Consider the following 18,160-nt stretch of genomic DNA (forward strand, 5'->3'; position numbering starts at 1 on the left):
GGCAGGAGATGTGCATAGAGCAGCTCCTGCCCTGTCTGCATATAAGGAGAAGAAAGATGAGACGTTTTTATACAGCAGAATCAGTAACAGAAGGACACCCGGATAAAGTATGCGATCAGATAGCAGATGCAATCTTAGATGAATGTCTGCGTTATGATCCATCTTCGAGAGTGGCATGTGAAGTCCTTGCCACAAGAGGAAATGTGTTTGTGGCAGGAGAGATCAGTAGCGGATATGAGCCGCCAGTATTTGATGTGATCCGAAAGGTTCTGGAAGAATGCGGATATTGTACAGATGGAATAGAAATGGATACGTTTGTACACCAGCAGAGTCCAGATATTGCGAAAGCAGTGAGTGTGTCGAAAGAATTTCGGGATAATATCGGCGCAAAAATAAGAGATAGAAGCAGGGGATCTGGAGATCAGGGTGTTATGGTCGGATATGCGTGCGATGAGACTCCGCAGCTTATGCCAATGCCGACTGTTCTGGCACACCGGATTACACGTGAACTTTCGGCTTGCAGAAGAAGCGGATATATCAAAGATATCTTTTCCGATGGAAAAGCACAGGTAACCGTAGAATATGAAGATGGAAAACCAGTAAGACTGGAAAGTGTTGTTGTTTCCTGCCAGCATGGTGCAGAAAAGAGCCTGAAGAAGTTAGATGCCGAAATCAGAGAGAAAGTGCTTCGTTCAGCACTCAGATTACTGCCGCCGGATGAGGATACGAAGATTCTGATTAATCCGTCAGGAAAATTTGTGTGTGGAGGGTTTGATGCAGATACCGGACTGACGGGAAGAAAGCTGATGGTGGATACTTATGGCAGTATGATTCCGCATGGCGGCGGTGCATTTTCGGGAAAGGACTGTTCGAAAGTAGACCGTTCGGCGGCTTATATGGCAAGGTATATCGCCAAAAATATAGTAGCTGCTGAGTTTGCAAGCAAGTGTCAGGTGTCTCTGGCTTATGCAATCGGAGTAGCAGAACCGGTTATGATTGAGGTAGATACCTTTGGTACAGGAAAAGTGTGTGCAGATGATTGTCTGGCGGCAGCAATCCCACTGGTGTTTGGAGTGACACCCGTTCAGATCATGGAATCCCTTCGACTGAATCGTCCGATTTTTCGGCAGACGGCAGTTTTTGGTCATTTTGGAAGAAAGGAGTTTCCTTGGGAGCGGACAGATAAGGTACTGGCTCTTCAGGATACGATTCTGTAATGCCTTGGGTAACAGAAGAAGAGATTCAGGCAGCAAAAAATATGACTGCGTATGAGTATTTGCGAACACATCAGGCACAGCGACTGCAAAAGACAAGAACCAGAAATGAATGGCAGTTAACGGACCATGACAGTTTTAAAATCAATGAACTGTCAAGTAAATGGCATTGGAAATCCAGAGATATCGGTGGCGTGTCTGCACTGCGGTTTCTGATTGAAGTAGATGGAATGAAATTTACAGATGCCGTAAAACTGCTGTGCGAAGAGAGTCCGTCTTTTATTCCGACACAGTCTGTGGAAAGGGAAAAACTGCCATTTAAGCTGCCGGAGAGGTATTGTAATTGCAGACGAATCAGGGCGTATTTAAACCACAGAGGAATCAGAGATGAAGTGATCACGTATTGTATTTCACATGAAATCCTTTATGAAAGTGTCCCGTATCATAACGCTGTTTTTGTTGGGAAAGATGAATCCGGAAAAGCAAGATATGCATTCCTGCGAGGAATCTATGAAAAAAACGGGAAGGGATTCAAGATGGAGCAGACCGGGAGTGAAAAAAAGTACAGCTTTTGTATTCCACCTGAAAGAGAAACAAAACGAGTTGCCGTATATGAAGCGTGTATTGATGCACTGGCACACATGACACTGGAAGAAGGAAAGAGGGATAAATATCGTCTTTCCCTTGGGGGAATCGCTGCTCCGAAAGAAAACGCACTGATACAGAGTGAACGTTTTAAAAAGCCGCCGGACGCACTGGAAGAGTTTCTGAAGAACCATCCGGAAATCAAAGAAATTGAAATATGCACCGATAATGACTTTGCCGGGAGATGGGCGAAAGAACAGATGAAAAAACATTATGAGGGAACGTATCAGATTATCTGCAATCTGCCGGAAAAAGAAGGGGCAGATTATGCAGACCTTGCGAAAGAAAAAAAGCAGGCAAATAAATGCAGGGATAGACCATTGGAAAGAAGGTGATAGAGAATGGAAGAAAAAGGAACGATGCACATACATCTGTTGACGGAGCTGACTGGAAATCTTTATTCAGAAGAATCCGAATGGGAAGAAGATTGGTCGGAGAGTGATGAATATGGAATGCCGTTAGATGGAACAGAACTTGCCGATTATGAAGAAGTCATCCGAGAAGAACTGGAACTCTATGGGGAAGATGATCTCATGCAGTATTTTGATGGAAGTGAGTCCATTCAGGAAAAGATACAAAGTGCAGTTGTTACGATAGAAAACAAAGACGGAATCCTGTACGGCTGTACCAAACTGGAATTAAATGAATTTTTAAGTCAGGAAGAACTACAGGAATTCACCGAATACATTACAGGGCAGTACAGTGACGGGTGGGGTGAAGGATTTGAACAGAGGGATATCAAGGTAGATGGTGGAACGCTGAATGTGCATTTTTGGCATCCTAATATGGAACAGCCGAAAATGTATGAAAAGAAAACAGGGCAGATTCCGACAAAGCCTGAGAAACAACGTCCCAAGTTACAACTCCTTGGACATGATGGGAATATTTTTTCCATTATGGGCAATGCCTCAACTCTTTTGAAAAAGAATAAACAGACAGCAGAAGCAAAAGAAATGTGTAAAAGAGTATTGGAGAGTGGGGACTATTACAAAGCACTTTTGATTATCAGTGAATACGTGGAAACCGAGTTGAGTCCACCACCAAAAGAAAATAAAAAGACAAAGAAGAAAAATCAGCCGGAACGCTGAGAAAAGAAAGGATGATGCCTATGACAAATGGCCTGAGTTTGGAAGAACTTATGAAAGAGGGAACATACCTGGAGGAATATGCCGAAGGGGAAAACTGGAAAATATTACATGGAGATACATTAAAACTGGTCAAAGCATTCCAGCCGGGAATCTTTGATGCAGTCATTACCGATCCACCGTATGCGTCCGGTGGAACAAAGCAGAATGAAAGAAATCGTACTACAAACCAGAAATACAGCAGTATGAGTGCTGCGAATGCACTTCCGGATTTTGATGGAGATAATAAAGACCAGAGATCCTGGACACACTGGATGGCTGAGTGGCTCTATGATGTGCGGAAAGCCTGCAAGAAAGGTGCTCCGATCTGCCTGTTCATTGACTGGCGTCAGTATCCATCGATTACCGATGCATTGCAGTGGGCAGGATGGATCTGGAGAGGAACAGCGGTGTGGGATAAGGGAAACTCCCGTCCACAGAAAGGCCGTTTTCGCCAGCAGGCTGAATACATTGTGTGGGGCAGTAACGGACCGATGCCAATCAACCGTCCGGTATCTTGTCTGCCGGGTGTTTTCCGATATGGAAATCCGCAGAACCGGATTCATGTGACAGAGAAACCGTTGCAGCTTATGAAAGATGTCATCCAGATTTGTGAACCGGGAGGACTGATCCTGGACCCGTTTGCCGGAGCAGGAACAACTGTCCTTGCAGCGGTTATGACAGGTTATCGTGCAGTGGGAATTGAGGTAACAGATGCCTACTACAAACTGGGAAGTGACAGAGTGAAAATTGCATTAGAAGCAGAGCAGAAAGAGGATGAAAAGTAGCCGGGATGTCCAATTGGACATCTTGTTTTTTATAGAGAAAATCAGTGGCATCCAACTGGATGCAGGAAGGAGATGGAGCGTATGGAACAGGCTCTGGCTTATGTGTGCTGTTCAGCAGAAGAAAGCCGGGTAAAAGTGCAGAAATATTGCAGAAAAATCTATGAACTTGGGTATGTACCAATCTGTCCGAGATTTGTATTCTCACCATTTTTGGAAGAATCCGATGCGGAAGATATGCAGGGATATGGAAGAATGTCCCATATCCTTTTGCGGAGATGCCGGATGGTAGTCGTATGTGGGAAAGAAGTGACAGGAACAATGAATACCGAAATCAGTATGGCAGACAGACTCCATATCATTTGTACGACACTTGATGGACTGGTACAGATAAAAGAATCAAAATAAATCAGAATCGAGTTAATCCGGTGCTACAGAAACTGGTGGTACTCGTATTGCAAGCATAGCGTTTGGATATCCAAACGCACTTTGGGGAGAACCCCAATCCCCCGGACACAGACGAAAATGGAAAGGAAGGATCAAGTCATGTTAAGAAACGGAGTAATGATTGTAATCGCATTGATGAGCGGAGGATTTATAGGAGTGGTAGTGACCTGTTGCATGGTTGCAGCGAAAAAATCCGATGAGGATCTTGGCGGTATGATGAAAGAGGAAGAGAAAAAAGAAGGGACGGTGATGCAATGCGAAAACGAAACCATGTGATCCTGGTACGGCTTAATGCAAGGGAAGTCAGGGAACTGAATGAGCAGGTCGAAAGAAGCGGTCTGAGCAGGGAAGAGTTTATGCGTTCGTTGATTTTGGGAGCGCAAGTACATGCCAAACCCTGCGAGCATCACCCCGAATTGCTCCGAAAAATTGCAGGCTTATGCAACAATGCCAATCAGCTTGCCCATGTTGCCAATGCTTCTGGAATGGCAAGTGAGCAGAGCATTCAGGAAATGCTGCGTCTTACCAAAGAAACATGGCATCTGGTAAAGGAAGAGTGGTAATGCCGGATGGCTTATACAAGTGTTATCCCCGTCCACCGCCTGGACCGTTCTATCGAATATGTGAAAGATAAAGAAAAAACCACACAGAAAGCAGATTCTCTGGAGGCTGCCATTGATTATGCCATGAACCGGACAAAGACGGAACAGGCGGTCTTCGAAGATACCATCGGATGTACCAATGAAAATGCGTATGAAGATATGGTGGCAACAAAAAAGAGATTCCATAAGACGGGCGGTGTAGCAGGATACCATCTGGTACAGAGTTTTGCAGAAGGTGAAGTGACACCGGAACTGGCACATCTCATCGGACAGGAACTGGCAGACCGGCTCTTAAAGGGACAGTATGAAGTTGTTATCACAACGCATCTGAATACCAGACATTATCATAACCACATTGTCTGGAACTCTGTGAGCATGGCAGACGGGCGTAAGTACCACAGTAATGCAAAGAGTTATTATACGGAGATCCGCAAGATTTCCGATGACCTGTGCAGAAAATATGGTCTGTCTATCATTGAATCCGATCAGAAAAAATCAATCCCTTATGTACAGTGGAAAGCAGAACAGGAAGGAAAGCCGACATGGAGAATGGCAATCCGTTTGGATATCAGGGAATCTGTACAGGAAAGCTACTCCTGGTCACAATTCCTAAAAGAGATGGAAAAGCGGGGATATACATGGAAACTGAACAGGAAATACATCTCTTTAAAAGCTCCGGGGATGGAACGGTATATCCGTCTGCGTTCTCTTGGAAAAAACTATTCCGAAGAGGAAATACGTGGGCAGATACTACAGCCAAAGGTGAAACGAGTCTATCAAAAGGCAGTACAGATTTATCCAAAGAAGAAACTGACCGGGATTCAGGCACTGTATTATTCCTATTTATATCAGATGGGGGTACTGCCAAAAAGACCGAAACGGAGTCCATACGTGGTCAGAGAGGATATCCGGAAACTGGACCGCAGGATTGAACAGATTGAATTTCTAATGAAACATGACATCACAACCAGAGAGCAGCTTGCCGCATACCGAGAACCATTGCAAAAGCAGATTGCGGAACTTATGAAAGAACGCAGAGGATTGTACCGGAATGGGGGCAGCAAGACAGGGGAAGAACGATTGTCCGAAATCAATGAGGAACTGAAGCGACTCCGTAAGGAAGTCCGTATGACCGTTCAGATTGAAAAGCATTCCTTGGAAATCGAAGCGAGACTTCAGGAAGCAGAAGAACAGAGCCAGAATGAAAAACGTGTGGAAGATAAAGAAAGAATACAGAAGAGTCAGGAGGTGAGATAAGTATGAATTATGGAGCAGAACCGGCGGATCAGGTGGTGCGGTACAGTCTGGAAGGAATGGAATACTCTTTGAAGATTACCGGAAATGTGGCAAAGCATGTGGCAATCTTTATTGCGGCCGCATTAAAGGATCAGAAAAAGACAAGAGGGAAAACAAGGCTTACCAGAATGTTAAAGGAACAGCGCCCGATGAAATTTTTTACCGTTCCGGGTGACCGTTTAAAAGAATTTGCAAAAGAAGCCAAGGCGAGAGGTATCTTATATGTAGTTATCAAAGATAAGGTGAATCCGGACCAGACAGAAGTCATGGTATTTGCAGATGATGCAGCAAAGATGAACCGGGTATTAGACCGGATGAATCTGGATTTTGTAAAAGCAGAATCAGGCTCTATGGTTACAGAAGCAGTGGAAAAAGAGAATGCACCGGAAAAGGCAGAGAACCAGATGGAACAAGCATCCGGGGAGAATGTACGGACAGAGACTGTTGTCCTGCCGGAAGGCAAGATAGAATTTGAACTGGACGATGCGGAAGAAATGTTCCAGATCGGGGATGAGGCTTTCCCGGAAGGAAATTTTACACAGGCGCAGGAGGGGGAAGAAAAGAATCCATCCGAACCTTTCTCGCGCAACAGAAATACTTCTTCCGATCGGGAAATTAGCTGGAAAGAAAAGAATGAAAAACCATCTGTGCGGAAAGAACTCGGAGATATCCGCAAGGAACAGGAAGAGAAACGTAAGAGGCCGGACAGACGGAAAAATGCCAGAGAGAGCCGGAAGAAACGTAAGAATATGAAAACGAAAGGCAGGTAATGTATATGGATTTAACAGATATGATTTCAGGGGGAACGGAAGAACAGCAGGTTCCTGAACAGAAATTGACGAAAGAAGAATATGCAGCCAAAAAACAGCAGGAAAGAGAAGAGGTATGGGCTGAAGTAGATTCACAGGCACAGGGAGTTTTTCAGGATGGAGAAAAACTGAAAGGCTTTCTGGACTTTATGGCAGAGTGTAATACCCAGAGAACACCGAATCTGCTTTTGATTTACGGACAGCATCCAGATTTTAAGGTGGTAAGGTCTTATGAACGCTGGAGAGAAGAACACCGTTCGGTCAAAGTCGGGGAACATGGCATTACTTATATGATTTCCACTGAATACGAAAAAGACGGAGAAATGCGGAGAGGGTATACGATTGGAAAAGGATTTGACATCAGTCAGATGTCTGGAAAGCCATTGGAAGAACGCCCTCAGCGAAGTCTGACAGAACTGATAGGAACTGTCTTAAAAGACCAGTCGGTACGTGTGCAGATTGAGGATGATCTGCCAGACAAAGTGCAGGCCCAGTACAATCCGAGATACCGTACCATTTATATCCGCAACGGAATGAGTGAAGTAACGACATTCCATGCACTGAACAGAGAACTGGCGTGTGCAGCACTGGACCAGCATACCGGAACCTACAGCCGACAGAAAGTCAGTGCACAGGCTTATTGTGCAGCCTATGTGATTGCGAAACGTTATGGTGTGGATGTTACCGGATTCAATCTGGAGTATATTGCACAGAGAAATGAATGTGGAAAGAAAGATCCACAGGAACTGAGAGACTTTTTAAATGATGTCCGTCAGGCTTCCTATAGTATCCGAAACCATATCGAACGGAATTTTGGTGCAAAGGAACAGGAGTATGTAACCGATGAGTTCGCAATCGGAGACCCTGTAAAAACACCGGAAACCAAGGATGAAAAAGCATCTGGAAAAGAGAAAAAAGCAAAGAACCAGCCGGAACGATAAAAGTGAAAAAGTTGGACGGTTGGAGTAGCTATTACGGAGGTCTTGTGATATGGTTGGTGTAACAAAAAAGGAGGTCAGCCAGATGACAAAATACTATTTGAAGATGGATAACATTATGAAAAATATGTTCGTGGTGGCACTGAATGATGAGCTACAGGCGCAGAGTGAGCAGGATGAATGTTTGGAAGAAACGAAAGCTCTTCTGAAAAAAGTAAGTGAATACGACCTCGCTCAGAAACGACTGCAGATTACAGCCGGGGAACAAAGGCAGATCCGTAAGGCACTGAACAGACTCAGAAGTAAATATCTTGCAGCCGGAAGATACAGTGATGGAATAGATAAAGTTATTATTCAGGTTGCAAAACCGAATACTAGCAGACACATGTTCTGGTAGAGAAAGGAGTGGTTGATTGGTCATTTATTCAAGAGAAAAAGTGGCAAGACTTAGAGAACAGTATCCGGCAGGAACAAGAATCTGTCTGAATTCGATGGATGGAGAAGCGGGTATGCCGCAGGGACTGGAAGGAACTGTGCAGTATGTGGATGATGCAGGCCAGCTTGGTGTTAAGTGGGACAACGGCAGAAGTCTCTCACTGATACCGGGAGTGGATTCCTTTCATAAGAAAGAAGGACAGGGACATCCAGAAGAAAAGCCACGCAAGAAAAGAGAATCTGACTTGCAGAGATAAGTACAAAAAAGCAGGACTGGGTTCTGTATCTTGTCTTTCTGCCATTTGTCTGGTGGGCGGCAGCGATTACCGCTTGTGCCATTACACCGGATAAGAATTTTATTCAAATCTTAGAAACGCTGAGCGAAAAACTCGAACAGCCGTTTTTTATCACGTATACACCGTATACGTTCAAATGTATTCTGATATTCACAGCAGCCTATTTCTTAGGCATTGGTATTTATGAATCCCAAAAAAGAAATTATAGAAGAGGCGTGGAACATGGTTCCGCAAAATGGGGCAACGTGTCCGAAATCTGCAGACGTTACTGCGAAAAGCAGTACACGAATAATCTGCTTCTGACACAGCATTTCCGCATGGGACTGGATGGATATAAGCATAAACGAAATTTAAATGTGCTGGTAGTCGGAGGTTCCGGGGCAGGAAAGAGCCGGACCTATGCGATTCCGAACATCATGCAGTGCAACTGCTCGATGGTGATCACAGATCCGAAAGCGGAACTTCTGCGCAAAACAGGAGGTGTTCTGGAACGGAATGGATATGAAGTCCGGGTTTTTGATTTGATCAATCCGGAGACTTCCTGGTGTTATAATCCGTTTGCGTATGTCCGGGATGACAAGGATGTGCTGAAACTAATTAACAACCTGATCCGCAACACGACACCGAAAGGTGCACAAAGCTCGGACCCGTTCTGGGAAAAGTCAGAGACTGCACTTTTACAGGCACTTATGCTGTATTTACTGCATGAAGCTCCACCGGAAGAACAGAACTTCCCGATGATTATGGAAATGCTTGGAAGCGCACAGGTCAAAGAAGATGATGAGGATTACCAGTCACCATTGGACATTTTGTTTGAAAGACTGGAAATGCGGGACCCAGAGAGTATTGCGGTCAAGCAGTATGCCATTTATAAGCAGGCGGCCGGTGTTGTATGCTCTAAAAGACTTCTTAATCAAGCGGTTGGGAAGTCTCTTAGAACACACAACCTAAAACCGAAGAAAGGAGCGCAAGTTATGAGAAAAAATGAGAAAATCACAGCTCTGTACGAACGACTGAGCCGTGATGACTTTGGCAAAGATGATGACCAACAGCGTGAGAGCAATTCCATATCCAATCAAAAGGCTATGTTGGAGGAGTTCGCCGCACGGCAGGGCTTTACAAACATTGTCCATTTCACGGACGATGGCATTAGCGGCACCTGCTTTGACCGTCCCGGATTTTTGGCAATGATGAAAGAGGTTGAAGCCGGGAATGTGGAGTATCTGTGTATCAAGGACATGAGCCGCATGGGTCGTGACTATCTGAAAGTCGGTCAGATTATGGAAATCCTGCGTCAGCGTGGCGTGCGACTTATCGCCATCAATGACGGCGTGGATAGTGCCAGAGGGGACGATGATTTTACCCCTTTCCGCAACATTATGAACGAGTATTACGCCAGAGACACCAGCCGTAAAATCCGTTCCACTTTCCAGTCCAAAGGCAAGTCCGGCAAGCACCTCACAGGCACGGTCATTTACGGCTATCTCTGGAACGAAGCCAGAGACCAATGGTTGGTTGACCCCGAAGCCGCTGATGTGGTCAAGCGCATCTTTGCCATGACGATTGAGGGCTACGGTCCGTATCAGATCGCCAGCAAGCTGAAAGAAGAAAAAGTCCTCATTCCGTCCGCTTACCTTGCCCAGCACGGCGAGGGCGTGAACAAGAATAAGACTTTCAAAGATGTGTACGGCTGGGGTTCTTCCACCATCTGCAACCTTCTTGAAAAGCGTGAATATCTGGGACACACCGTCAATTTCAAGACCCGAAAGCACTTCAAGGACAAGAAAAGCCATTATGTCCCGGAGGACGAATGGACGATTTTTGAGAATACGCACGAAGCCATTATTGACCAGCAGACCTTTGACCTTGTGCAGAAAATCCGTGGGAATGTCAGACGCTACCCGGACGGCTGGGGCGAAGCAGCTCCCCTCACAGGCTTGCTTTATTGTGCCGATTGCGGCGGCAAGATGTATGTCCACCGCACCAATAACGGCAAGCGCATTTCTCAATACACCTGCTCACAGTACACCAAAGTTCCTTGCGGAACGCTCTGCAAGACCCAGCACCGTATCAATGAAGATGTGGTACTGTCCCTTGTCTCTGAAATGCTCAAAGCCATTGCAGAATATGCCAAGCATGACCGAGCCGAGTTTGTCCGTGTGGTGCAGGAAGCGCAGTCCAGCCAGCAGACGGCAGAGGTCAGGAAGCAGCGGACACGCCTTGCCACAGCAAAGCAGAGAGTTTCCGAGCTGGAAGTCCTGCTCTGCAAAATCTATGAGGACAACATTTTAGGCAAGCTGTCCGACAGCAGATACGCCACTCTGGACGCTCAATACGAAAAGGAACAGTCCGAGCTTACCGCTGAAATCTCTGTTCTGGAAAAGGCTGTCAAGAGCTATGAGAAGCACGAAAAGGACGCTGACCGTTTTATCGCTCTGATTGACAAATATGAGAACTTCGACAAGCTGACCATTGCCATGCTCAACGAGTTTATCGAGAAAATCCTTGTGCATGAGCGTGACCGCAAGGGCAGTATACAGACCACACAGGAGGTCGAGATTTACTTCAATTTTGTTGGGCGATTCGTTCCCCCGGCGTTTGGAGAAGCGGAGCTTACCCCGGAGGAATTAGAGGAAATCCGCAAGCGTGAGGAACGCAAGGACAGGCTTCATCAGAACTACTTGAAGCGGAAAGCCAGCGGAGCGCAGAAGCGATACGAGGACAAAATCAAGGGGAGAAAAAAGGCAGAAATCGAAGCCAAGAAAGCCGCCATTCGTGCAGAGGACATTGCAAAGGGAGTGTTCGTTCCCGTCAGCAGTTTACCGCAGAGAGAGCCGATGAAAGGAGTACAAACAGCATGAATATCACTTACACACAGAACGGTGATTATCTTATCCCGAACATCATTATCCGCAAGACCAAGCCCCTCGGACACTACGGCAGACTTCGCAAGGCGTATCTGGAAATGCACCGTCCGATACTGTTCAATGAGCTGGTGCTATCCGACAAGCTCTTTGAGCATTGCGCCGAGATTGACGAAACAGCACGAAACCGCATGGAGCTGATCGTGCGGTCACTGGCAGAGCAAAACGGCGTGACCGAGCAACTGAAAGCCGAAAACCAAATGGAATGGGTGCGGCAGATGAACGCTTGCAAGGCACAGGCAGAGGAGATTGTGAAAGTGGAATTGATTTATGATTGAGCGAGGAAGTCCGGGCAGAAAACTGTTCGGACTTTTCTCATGTAGTCCAAAGTTGCGGTAGAATTGTTCACGAGTTTTATGGTACAATTTATGCGAATAAAGAAAACGGAAAATTAGAATCTAACAAGAGAATGTGGTTGTATGAAAAAATCCATATTAGTATTTTGGGCAATCGTGTGTCTGTTACCTATTCAAAGGAGGTTTAAGAATTTTAAATGAAACATATAAGAAATATATTGCTGTTGATTACGATTATTTTTGCTTTTGTTATGCAAGCTGAAGTATATCAAAATATGCTCTGGAACTTTAATGGTGCTTATTATTTATCGTCCAGATACACAACTACTAATGACGATATGGATTCATTTTTAGCCAATGCAGAAGATACAGCTGAGAAGCATGGTGTTCATATTTTTTCGACTTTTAATCAGAGAGTTTCTAATTATCAGACAAGACTTTATATTTATGGTGATGATACCGTTGTTCGGGATAGTCTTAAAAGCACAATGGATATTGAGGAAAAAACATATACGGCTTTGATAGGCGGAATCACCGTAATAGAATTTGAAGATTTTAGAGAAGCAAAAAACACAGGCAATGGACAGGAAATAATGGTCAGCTATATCGGTGACGATGATGACATTATTGCCACATATCAAGATTTGGCAAAAGAATATTCTATATCGCAGCCAGAGTTTTGGCAATCAACCGAAACTGATATGATGTTCATTGTTTGGGGCCTGGTTGCCATATTGATGATTGTACTTAATATGATTGAGGTGATACGCAGACAAAAGGAAGTAGTTGTACGAGCTTCTCTGGGCGAAAATGCTGCTGTGATTGCTCTAAAAGCTGTAGTGGCTGATATGATTTCATATGCTGCATTATTCGTCTTAGCAAAGTTGCTTGTTTCTCAATTTATATCGGGAGCGTATGAAGATCATCTCATTTTGGCAGTGTATTGTGCCGGAGCAGTTCTTTCCGTAATTCCTTATGCTGCTTTTGTCCGCTTTGATGTAAAAAAAGCCTTTGCCAATGCTTCAGATAAAAAAGGTATGTTTTATCTTCTGAACGGTCTTAAAGTATTTGCTACTGCTATGACGATTTTTACAATAACTACAAATCTCAGTAGCATTCAAGGTAATTTACTTACAAACACTACTCTTTTAGAAAATCATTATAATGATTACTATTTTGGAGTTATGCAGATTGAACCTCCTTTTGAAGAAAATGAGGAGGAATCCAAAGAGAGCGAATTTTGGAATGACCTTTACGAAAATGAATACAACACTATAAATCCGGTGGTCTGCATAGGCAGCCGGATAAGCGATACGGATAATTATATTTTTGTAAATCATAATGCCAGAGATATGCTGCAAGGGTTTTCTGATATGCTTACTGAAGATGATGAAAAAGAGGATATCGTGGTCTTCGTGCCAAAGGGAAAAAATGCGGAATCATACAAAGATATCGCAAAAGAGGAAATTGACTCTCTTACCCAAAATGCAGAAGAACTGCGTGTTGTTTATAAAGAATATTCTGGCAGAGAGCAATTTTATTATCTCAATTCGAACAGAGAAGAGGCTATTGACGGATTGTCAAGAGCAACAAATCCGATTGTTATTTATCAGGCAAATGAGGCTGTTGCTTTGAATGGAAGTTATATCGAAACAGGAACATATAATGGTGAGGTGATCTACGGATGCGATGAAAGCACAATTCGTAATGCTGCGAAAAAATATGCAGAACAGCTTGGTCCACACTATTTTATGCTGACGAATGTCGGGGAGGATTATACTTATAGTCATAGTTTTCTCGTGAAACTGATTGGCTTTATAAGCTCTCTTTGCGTATTAGTATTGCTGTTAGATATCGCTATCATCATATCTGAAGTGAAAATGGAATTTAGACTTAATGCGATGGAAATCTCCCTCAAAAAGGTTTTGGGCTATCGCTTTTATGAAAGGCACAAAAGATTTATTTCCGTTAATCTCTTAGAAAATATAGCCGTTGTGATATTGATTTGCATTGTTTCGCTTTTTATATCTAACGCAAGTGTCGGGATTGCTTTACTGGTTGGAGCATTGCTCACCATTATTGAAATGGCAATCATTTTCACAAATGTTATGTGGGTTGAAAAAACAAATATCTCAAAGTCCTTGAAAGGTGGATGTTTATGATTATAATTCGTGGCTTAAATAAAGCATTTGGAGAGAAAATAATTTTCTCCAACTTTAATTTGGAAATTCCGGATGGAAGTTTTGTAGTAATCAGCGGGGATAGCGGCAGTGGAAAAAGCACTTTGCTCAATATGATTGGTGGTATCGAAAAGCCGGATAGCGGCAGTATCATAATCGAAGGGCTGAATATTACCCGGCTTAAAAATAAAAACAGTTTTTTTGCGGATACAGTGGGGTTTCTTTTTCAGAATTTTGCACTGCTTGAAAATAAGACAGTTAAAGAAAATTTAAGTTTGATTAAAAAATCAAGCCGAACTAAAGTATCACTTAAAGAAGCTCTTAATCGTGTGGGGTTATCAAAGGAAGTTAACAAAAAAGTTTATCAGCTTTCCGGTGGTGAACAACAGAGAGTTGCTTTAGCTCGTCTTATGATGAAAAAATGTTCTGTTGTTTTGGCAGATGAACCTACTGGCTCACTTGACAAGAAAAATAGAGATATTGTTATGAGGTTATTGCACGAACTCAATGAAGAAGGTAAAACGGTTATCATTGTTACCCACGATCAGGGTATTATTGAAGATGAACCTTATGTTGTGAAAATCTGAGAGTACCTCTTAGAAATGTCTTGATCTACATTTTATGTAATTTGGGTCAGAAGAAAATCCCTTTAGGAACTAAAGGGCGCACTTCTATACTCTCCTATCGGGAGTATGTGCGTCCTGCGGAGCTTCATTCCCGGTCAGCAGAGAAAAACTGCTTGACCGAAAATGTTTCGTCACTTCGTTCCGTCAAGGGAGCTACACTCCCTTGCGACGCTTGTGCGTCTATCCCTTGTGGACTTGCCGTCCGCAAACAGCATGAAATGCTGTTCGCCGCCAGCAAGTTTGGAAAAATAAATACCGAAAATCAGACCGTTGACTGGTCGCAATGTGCGAAAAGTTGACGGTCTTTTTTTATCCCAAAAATCAAAAAAGGAGGTCAATCACAATGACAAAACCGAAAACCCTCGATCAGCTTCGAGCCGAAAAGGAACGAGCTGAGACGCAGCTTGCACAGGAGAAGCACAAGCTGGAGCGTCTGGAGAACAGAAAGAAGTATCTGGAGAAAGGCGAACGCACCAAGCGCACCCACCGCCTTTGCAATCTGGGCGGCACGATTGAGAGCCTTGCCCCGGAGGTCAAAGATCTCACACGCACCGAAATGACAGAGCTGATGGAACACATCTTTTCTCTGTCCGAAGTCCAGCGAGCCGTCCGGCACATGGCGATTACTCACACCAACCAAGCGAACAGAGAAAAGGAGCTGAAAGCCGATGGCACTATTTCATCTGAGCGTCACGCAGACTAAGCGAAGCGCAGGACAGTCCGCTATTGCTTCTGCCGCCTACCGTGCCGGGGAGCGATTGTATAGCGAGTATTACGGCGAATACAGCGACTACACCCGCAAGGGCGGCGTGATCTGCTCTGACATTTTCCTGCCGTCCCATGCACCGCCCGAATACGCAGACCGCCAGACCCTATGGAACGCCGTGGAAAAAGCCGAGCGTGGAAAGAACGCCCAGCTTGCATACAGCTTTGACATTGCCTTGCAGAATGAATTTTCCCTTGAGGAAAACATCGCTCTTGCAAGGCAATTTTTGTTGGAGAACTTTGTGAGCCGGGGCATGGTGGTTGACTTCGCCGTACACCAGCCAGACCGGGAGGACGGCGGCATACCAAACCCGCATTTTCATGTGCTTTGCCCCATCCGCCCCATCGAGCAGAACGGCAAATGGGGACTAAAGCAACGCCGGGTGTATGAGCTGGACGAGGACGGCAACCGTATCCGGGACGCAGACGGAAAGTTTGTGTTCAACGCCGTTCCCACTACCGACTGGGGCAGTCCCGAAACGCTGGAATACTGGCGGCAGACATGGGCGGAGCTATGCAATGCCAAGTTTGCGGAAAAAGGTATTGATGTTCGTATCGACCACCGGAGCTATGAGCGTCAGGGCGTGGAGCTTCTTCCCACCGTCCACGAGGGCGCAACCGTCCGGGCCATGGAGAAGAAAGGCATACGCACCGAGAAAGGCGAGTTCAACCGCTGGATCAAAGCCACCAATGCCGTTATCCGTGACATCAAGAAGAAAATCACTCTCCTGTTTGATTGGATTGCCGAAGCAAAAGCGGAGCTTGCCAAGCCGCAGGCACCCGACCTTGTTTCTCTGCTGAATGCCTATTACACCAGCCGCAGAGCCGGGGCATATTCGCAGAAAGGCAAGGTCAGCAACCTAAAGGAGATGAACGAGACTTTCAATTATCTCCGGGCAAACGGCATTTACTCCCTTGAAGATTTGGAACACCGTGTCAGCGAACACAGTGCTGCCACAGAGAGCTTGAAGAAAACGCTGGACGAACAGACCGCCCGAATGAAAGCAATTAAGCAGCTCTATGACAGCTCCGCTGCTTTCCAGAGCTTGAAGCCTGTCTATGACGGCTTGCAGAAAATCAAGTTTGAGAAGCCCAGAGCCAAGTACAAGGCAGAGCATGAAACGGAACTGAAACAGTTCTACGCCGCCAGACGCAAGCTGACCGGAGAATTCCCGGACGGCAAGGTGGATATGAAAAAGCTGACCGAAGAGTATGACGAGCTGGAACAGGCGCACAACACCACCTATGGCGAGTTTAAGACCGTCAGAGACGATTTACACCGTCTTTGGAAGGTCAAGTCATGTGTAGATACTGCCGCCCGATTTAACGAGCGTACAGAGGAACAAATGCTCCAAAATCGACCCCAAACACGACACAAAAAGGAGGAACTATCCCGATGAATTATACCCAAGCACAGATTGACCGGGCAAACGCCGTCAGTCTGGAAGATTTTCTCCGCACACAGGGAGAGACGCTTATCAAAAGCGGACGGGAATACCGCTGGAAAGAGCATGACAGCCTGACCGTCCGGGGAAACAAATGGTTTCGCCACAGCCAGAGCAAGGGCGGCTATCCCATTGATTTTGTCATGGAGTTTTACGGCAAATCCTTTTCCGAAGCTGTCAAGCTCCTGACCGGCGAAAGCGGCAAAGGACAGACCGAAGCCACCACAGCACCGCCCACAGCGTTCCACTTGCCCTTGCACAACCGAACAGCCGACAGAGCAATTCAATATCTTTGCGAAAGCCGAGGTCTCAACCCGAAACTGGTTGAGGCTTTTCTCCTTTCCGGAGATATTTACGAGGACGCAAAGCGGCACAATGTTGTGTTTGTCGGTAGAGACCGAAACGGCACACCGAGATACGCCCATGTGCGAGGAACGGCAGACACATTCAGACAGGATATTACCGGGTCTGACAAGTCCTATCCGTTCCGCTATGAGGGCAACGGCAACCAGCTTTTTGTCTTTGAAGCGCCGATTGACCTTTTGTCATTTATCTGCCTTTATCCGCAGGATTGGCAGACAAGAAATTATCTTGCCCTGGGCGGCGTTTCGGGCAAAGCCCTTGACCGTTTCCTTTCTGAACGCAAGGACACCCGAAAAGTGTTCCTCTGCCTTGACAGCGACGCCGCTGGAAATGAAGCCTGCACACGACTGGCACAGTCCATTCCCGGTGAGATTGCCGTCATTCGCCTTGTCCCGGCAAGGAAAGATTGGAACGATGTTCTCCGCCAGCAAGGGGACATTCCCAGCCGCAAATTCATAGCCGAGACAATCACGCTGCGAGAGCTGCCCACCGCCCAGCCTGTCCCCATGCTCCGCATGGCAGATGTGGAGCTGACGAGCGTGGATTGGCTATGGTTTCCGTATATCCCCTTTGGGAAGCTGACGATTATACAGGGCAACCCCGGCGAGGGCAAGACCTACTTTGCCATGCGTCTTGCGGCGGCTTGCACCAACCGAAAGCCCTTGCCCGGTATGGAAACCCTTGAGCCGTTCAACATCATCTATCAAACCGCCGAGGACGGTCTGGGCGATACGGTCAAGCCCCGATTGATGGAAGCAGACGCAGACCTCGAAAAAGTGCTTGTCATTGACGATAGAGACACGCCGCTGACCCTTGCCGATGAACGCATCGCAAGAGCAATCCGGGAAAACAACGCAAGGCTGGTTATCATTGACCCGGTACAGGCGTTTTTGGGCACAGATGTGGACATGAACAGGGCAAACGAGGTGCGCCCGATATTCCGCAGTCTGGGAGACATTGCACAGGCTAC

Annotated in this window: 19 protein-coding genes; all 19 read left to right on the plus strand. The window is 45.8% G+C overall.

The annotated features are described in order from the left end of the window. Positions 1–56: 56 nt before the first annotated feature. A complete protein-coding gene (gene metK, locus LI149_RS08060) occupies positions 57–1,217 on the plus strand; it encodes a methionine adenosyltransferase (protein WP_227143186.1) in 1,161 nt (386 codons plus the stop codon). Further along, positions 1,217–2,194, plus strand: coding sequence for a DUF3991 and TOPRIM domain-containing protein (locus LI149_RS08065; protein ID WP_161144341.1), 978 nt, complete (start codon positions 1,217–1,219; stop codon positions 2,192–2,194). Before metK ends, LI149_RS08065 begins: the two co-directional genes overlap by 1 nt. A gap of 6 nt (positions 2,195–2,200) precedes the next feature. Next, on the plus strand, positions 2,201–2,947 hold the full coding sequence (locus tag LI149_RS08070; protein ID WP_161144340.1) for a hypothetical protein: 747 nt from the start codon (positions 2,201–2,203) through the stop codon (positions 2,945–2,947). An 11-nt stretch (positions 2,948–2,958) separates the two neighbouring features. Further along, positions 2,959–3,771, plus strand: coding sequence for a site-specific DNA-methyltransferase (locus LI149_RS08075; protein ID WP_161144339.1), 813 nt, complete (start codon positions 2,959–2,961; stop codon positions 3,769–3,771). 81 nt (positions 3,772–3,852) lie between these two features. Continuing rightward, on the plus strand, positions 3,853–4,176 hold the full coding sequence (locus tag LI149_RS08080) for a hypothetical protein (protein ID WP_015513330.1): 324 nt from the start codon (positions 3,853–3,855) through the stop codon (positions 4,174–4,176). Between the two features lie 138 nt (positions 4,177–4,314). Continuing rightward, positions 4,315–4,491 (plus strand): DUF3789 domain-containing protein, encoded by a 177-nt coding sequence (locus LI149_RS08085; RefSeq protein WP_118463598.1) that lies wholly within the window; start codon positions 4,315–4,317, stop codon positions 4,489–4,491. Next, on the plus strand, positions 4,470–4,778 hold the full coding sequence (gene mobC, locus LI149_RS08090) for a plasmid mobilization relaxosome protein MobC (protein ID WP_161144338.1): 309 nt from the start codon (positions 4,470–4,472) through the stop codon (positions 4,776–4,778). The genes LI149_RS08085 and mobC overlap by 22 nt, the downstream gene beginning before the upstream one ends. A 6-nt stretch (positions 4,779–4,784) precedes the next feature. Further along, positions 4,785–6,074, plus strand: a complete 1,290-nt coding sequence (locus tag LI149_RS08095) for a relaxase/mobilization nuclease domain-containing protein (protein ID WP_161144337.1) — start codon at positions 4,785–4,787, stop codon at positions 6,072–6,074. A gap of 2 nt (positions 6,075–6,076) precedes the next feature. Further along, positions 6,077–6,883 carry a PcfB family protein gene (locus LI149_RS08100; RefSeq protein ID WP_121055906.1) on the plus strand — a complete coding sequence of 269 codons (807 nt, stop codon included), beginning with the start codon at positions 6,077–6,079 and terminating at the stop codon, positions 6,881–6,883. 5 nt (positions 6,884–6,888) lie between these two features. Continuing rightward, positions 6,889–7,863: an ArdC family protein gene (locus LI149_RS08105; protein WP_044927355.1), complete on the plus strand. Its 975-nt coding sequence runs from the start codon at positions 6,889–6,891 to the stop codon at positions 7,861–7,863. 49 nt (positions 7,864–7,912) lie between these two features. Then, positions 7,913–8,257 carry a hypothetical protein gene (locus tag LI149_RS08110; RefSeq protein WP_007884627.1) on the plus strand — a complete coding sequence of 115 codons (345 nt, stop codon included), beginning with the start codon at positions 7,913–7,915 and terminating at the stop codon, positions 8,255–8,257. Between the two features lie 16 nt (positions 8,258–8,273). Beyond that, entirely contained in the window at positions 8,274–8,552 is a 279-nt protein-coding gene (locus LI149_RS08115; RefSeq protein ID WP_024852684.1) for a DUF4314 domain-containing protein, read from the plus strand. A 23-nt stretch (positions 8,553–8,575) separates the two neighbouring features. Further along, a complete protein-coding gene (locus tag LI149_RS08120) occupies positions 8,576–11,452 on the plus strand; it encodes a type IV secretory system conjugative DNA transfer family protein (protein WP_334301058.1) in 2,877 nt (958 codons plus the stop codon). Then, positions 11,449–11,793 (plus strand): TnpV protein, encoded by a 345-nt coding sequence (locus LI149_RS08125; RefSeq protein ID WP_002593326.1) that lies wholly within the window; start codon positions 11,449–11,451, stop codon positions 11,791–11,793. Before LI149_RS08120 ends, LI149_RS08125 begins: the two co-directional genes overlap by 4 nt. Before the next feature lie 215 nt (positions 11,794–12,008). Then, positions 12,009–13,973, plus strand: coding sequence for a DUF1430 domain-containing protein (locus LI149_RS08130; RefSeq protein WP_002593327.1), 1,965 nt, complete (start codon positions 12,009–12,011; stop codon positions 13,971–13,973). Then, positions 13,964–14,578, plus strand: a complete 615-nt coding sequence (locus LI149_RS08135; RefSeq protein WP_004845304.1) for an ATP-binding cassette domain-containing protein — start codon at positions 13,964–13,966, stop codon at positions 14,576–14,578. The genes LI149_RS08130 and LI149_RS08135 overlap by 10 nt, the downstream gene beginning before the upstream one ends. Positions 14,579–14,960: 382 nt before the next feature. Continuing rightward, entirely contained in the window at positions 14,961–15,320 is a 360-nt protein-coding gene (locus LI149_RS08140) for a DUF3847 domain-containing protein (protein ID WP_002593329.1), read from the plus strand. Then, a complete protein-coding gene (gene mobQ, locus LI149_RS08145) occupies positions 15,286–16,782 on the plus strand; it encodes a MobQ family relaxase (RefSeq protein WP_227143187.1) in 1,497 nt (498 codons plus the stop codon). The genes LI149_RS08140 and mobQ overlap by 35 nt, the downstream gene beginning before the upstream one ends. Continuing rightward, on the plus strand, positions 16,779–18,160 hold a 1,382-nt coding region (locus LI149_RS08150), incomplete at its 3' end, for an AAA family ATPase (protein ID WP_227143188.1). The genes mobQ and LI149_RS08150, both read left to right, overlap by 4 nt.

The organism is Dorea sp. 210702-DFI.3.17, assembly GCF_020560825.1.
GTDB lineage: Bacteria > Bacillota > Clostridia > Lachnospirales > Lachnospiraceae > Dorea > Dorea formicigenerans.

Bases quoted from the DNA above. Each gene is read 5' to 3' on its own strand.
- metK (WP_227143186.1), top strand. From the start codon at position 57: ATGAGACGTTTTTATACAGCAGAATCAGTAACAGAAGGACACCCGGAT.
- LI149_RS08065 (WP_161144341.1), top strand. From the start codon at position 1,217: ATGCCTTGGGTAACAGAAGAAGAGATTCAGGCAGCAAAAAATATGACT.
- LI149_RS08070 (WP_161144340.1), top strand. From the start codon at position 2,201: ATGGAAGAAAAAGGAACGATGCACATACATCTGTTGACGGAGCTGACT.
- LI149_RS08075 (WP_161144339.1), top strand. From the start codon at position 2,959: ATGATGCCTATGACAAATGGCCTGAGTTTGGAAGAACTTATGAAAGAG.
- LI149_RS08080 (WP_015513330.1), top strand. From the start codon at position 3,853: ATGGAACAGGCTCTGGCTTATGTGTGCTGTTCAGCAGAAGAAAGCCGG.
- LI149_RS08085 (WP_118463598.1), top strand. From the start codon at position 4,315: ATGTTAAGAAACGGAGTAATGATTGTAATCGCATTGATGAGCGGAGGA.
- mobC (WP_161144338.1), top strand. From the start codon at position 4,470: ATGCGAAAACGAAACCATGTGATCCTGGTACGGCTTAATGCAAGGGAA.
- LI149_RS08095 (WP_161144337.1), top strand. From the start codon at position 4,785: ATGGCTTATACAAGTGTTATCCCCGTCCACCGCCTGGACCGTTCTATC.
- LI149_RS08100 (WP_121055906.1), top strand. From the start codon at position 6,077: ATGAATTATGGAGCAGAACCGGCGGATCAGGTGGTGCGGTACAGTCTG.
- LI149_RS08105 (WP_044927355.1), top strand. From the start codon at position 6,889: ATGGATTTAACAGATATGATTTCAGGGGGAACGGAAGAACAGCAGGTT.
- LI149_RS08110 (WP_007884627.1), top strand. From the start codon at position 7,913: ATGGTTGGTGTAACAAAAAAGGAGGTCAGCCAGATGACAAAATACTAT.
- LI149_RS08125 (WP_002593326.1), top strand. From the start codon at position 11,449: ATGAATATCACTTACACACAGAACGGTGATTATCTTATCCCGAACATC.
- LI149_RS08130 (WP_002593327.1), top strand. From the start codon at position 12,009: ATGAAACATATAAGAAATATATTGCTGTTGATTACGATTATTTTTGCT.
- LI149_RS08135 (WP_004845304.1), top strand. From the start codon at position 13,964: ATGTTTATGATTATAATTCGTGGCTTAAATAAAGCATTTGGAGAGAAA.
- LI149_RS08140 (WP_002593329.1), top strand. From the start codon at position 14,961: ATGACAAAACCGAAAACCCTCGATCAGCTTCGAGCCGAAAAGGAACGA.
- mobQ (WP_227143187.1), top strand. From the start codon at position 15,286: ATGGCACTATTTCATCTGAGCGTCACGCAGACTAAGCGAAGCGCAGGA.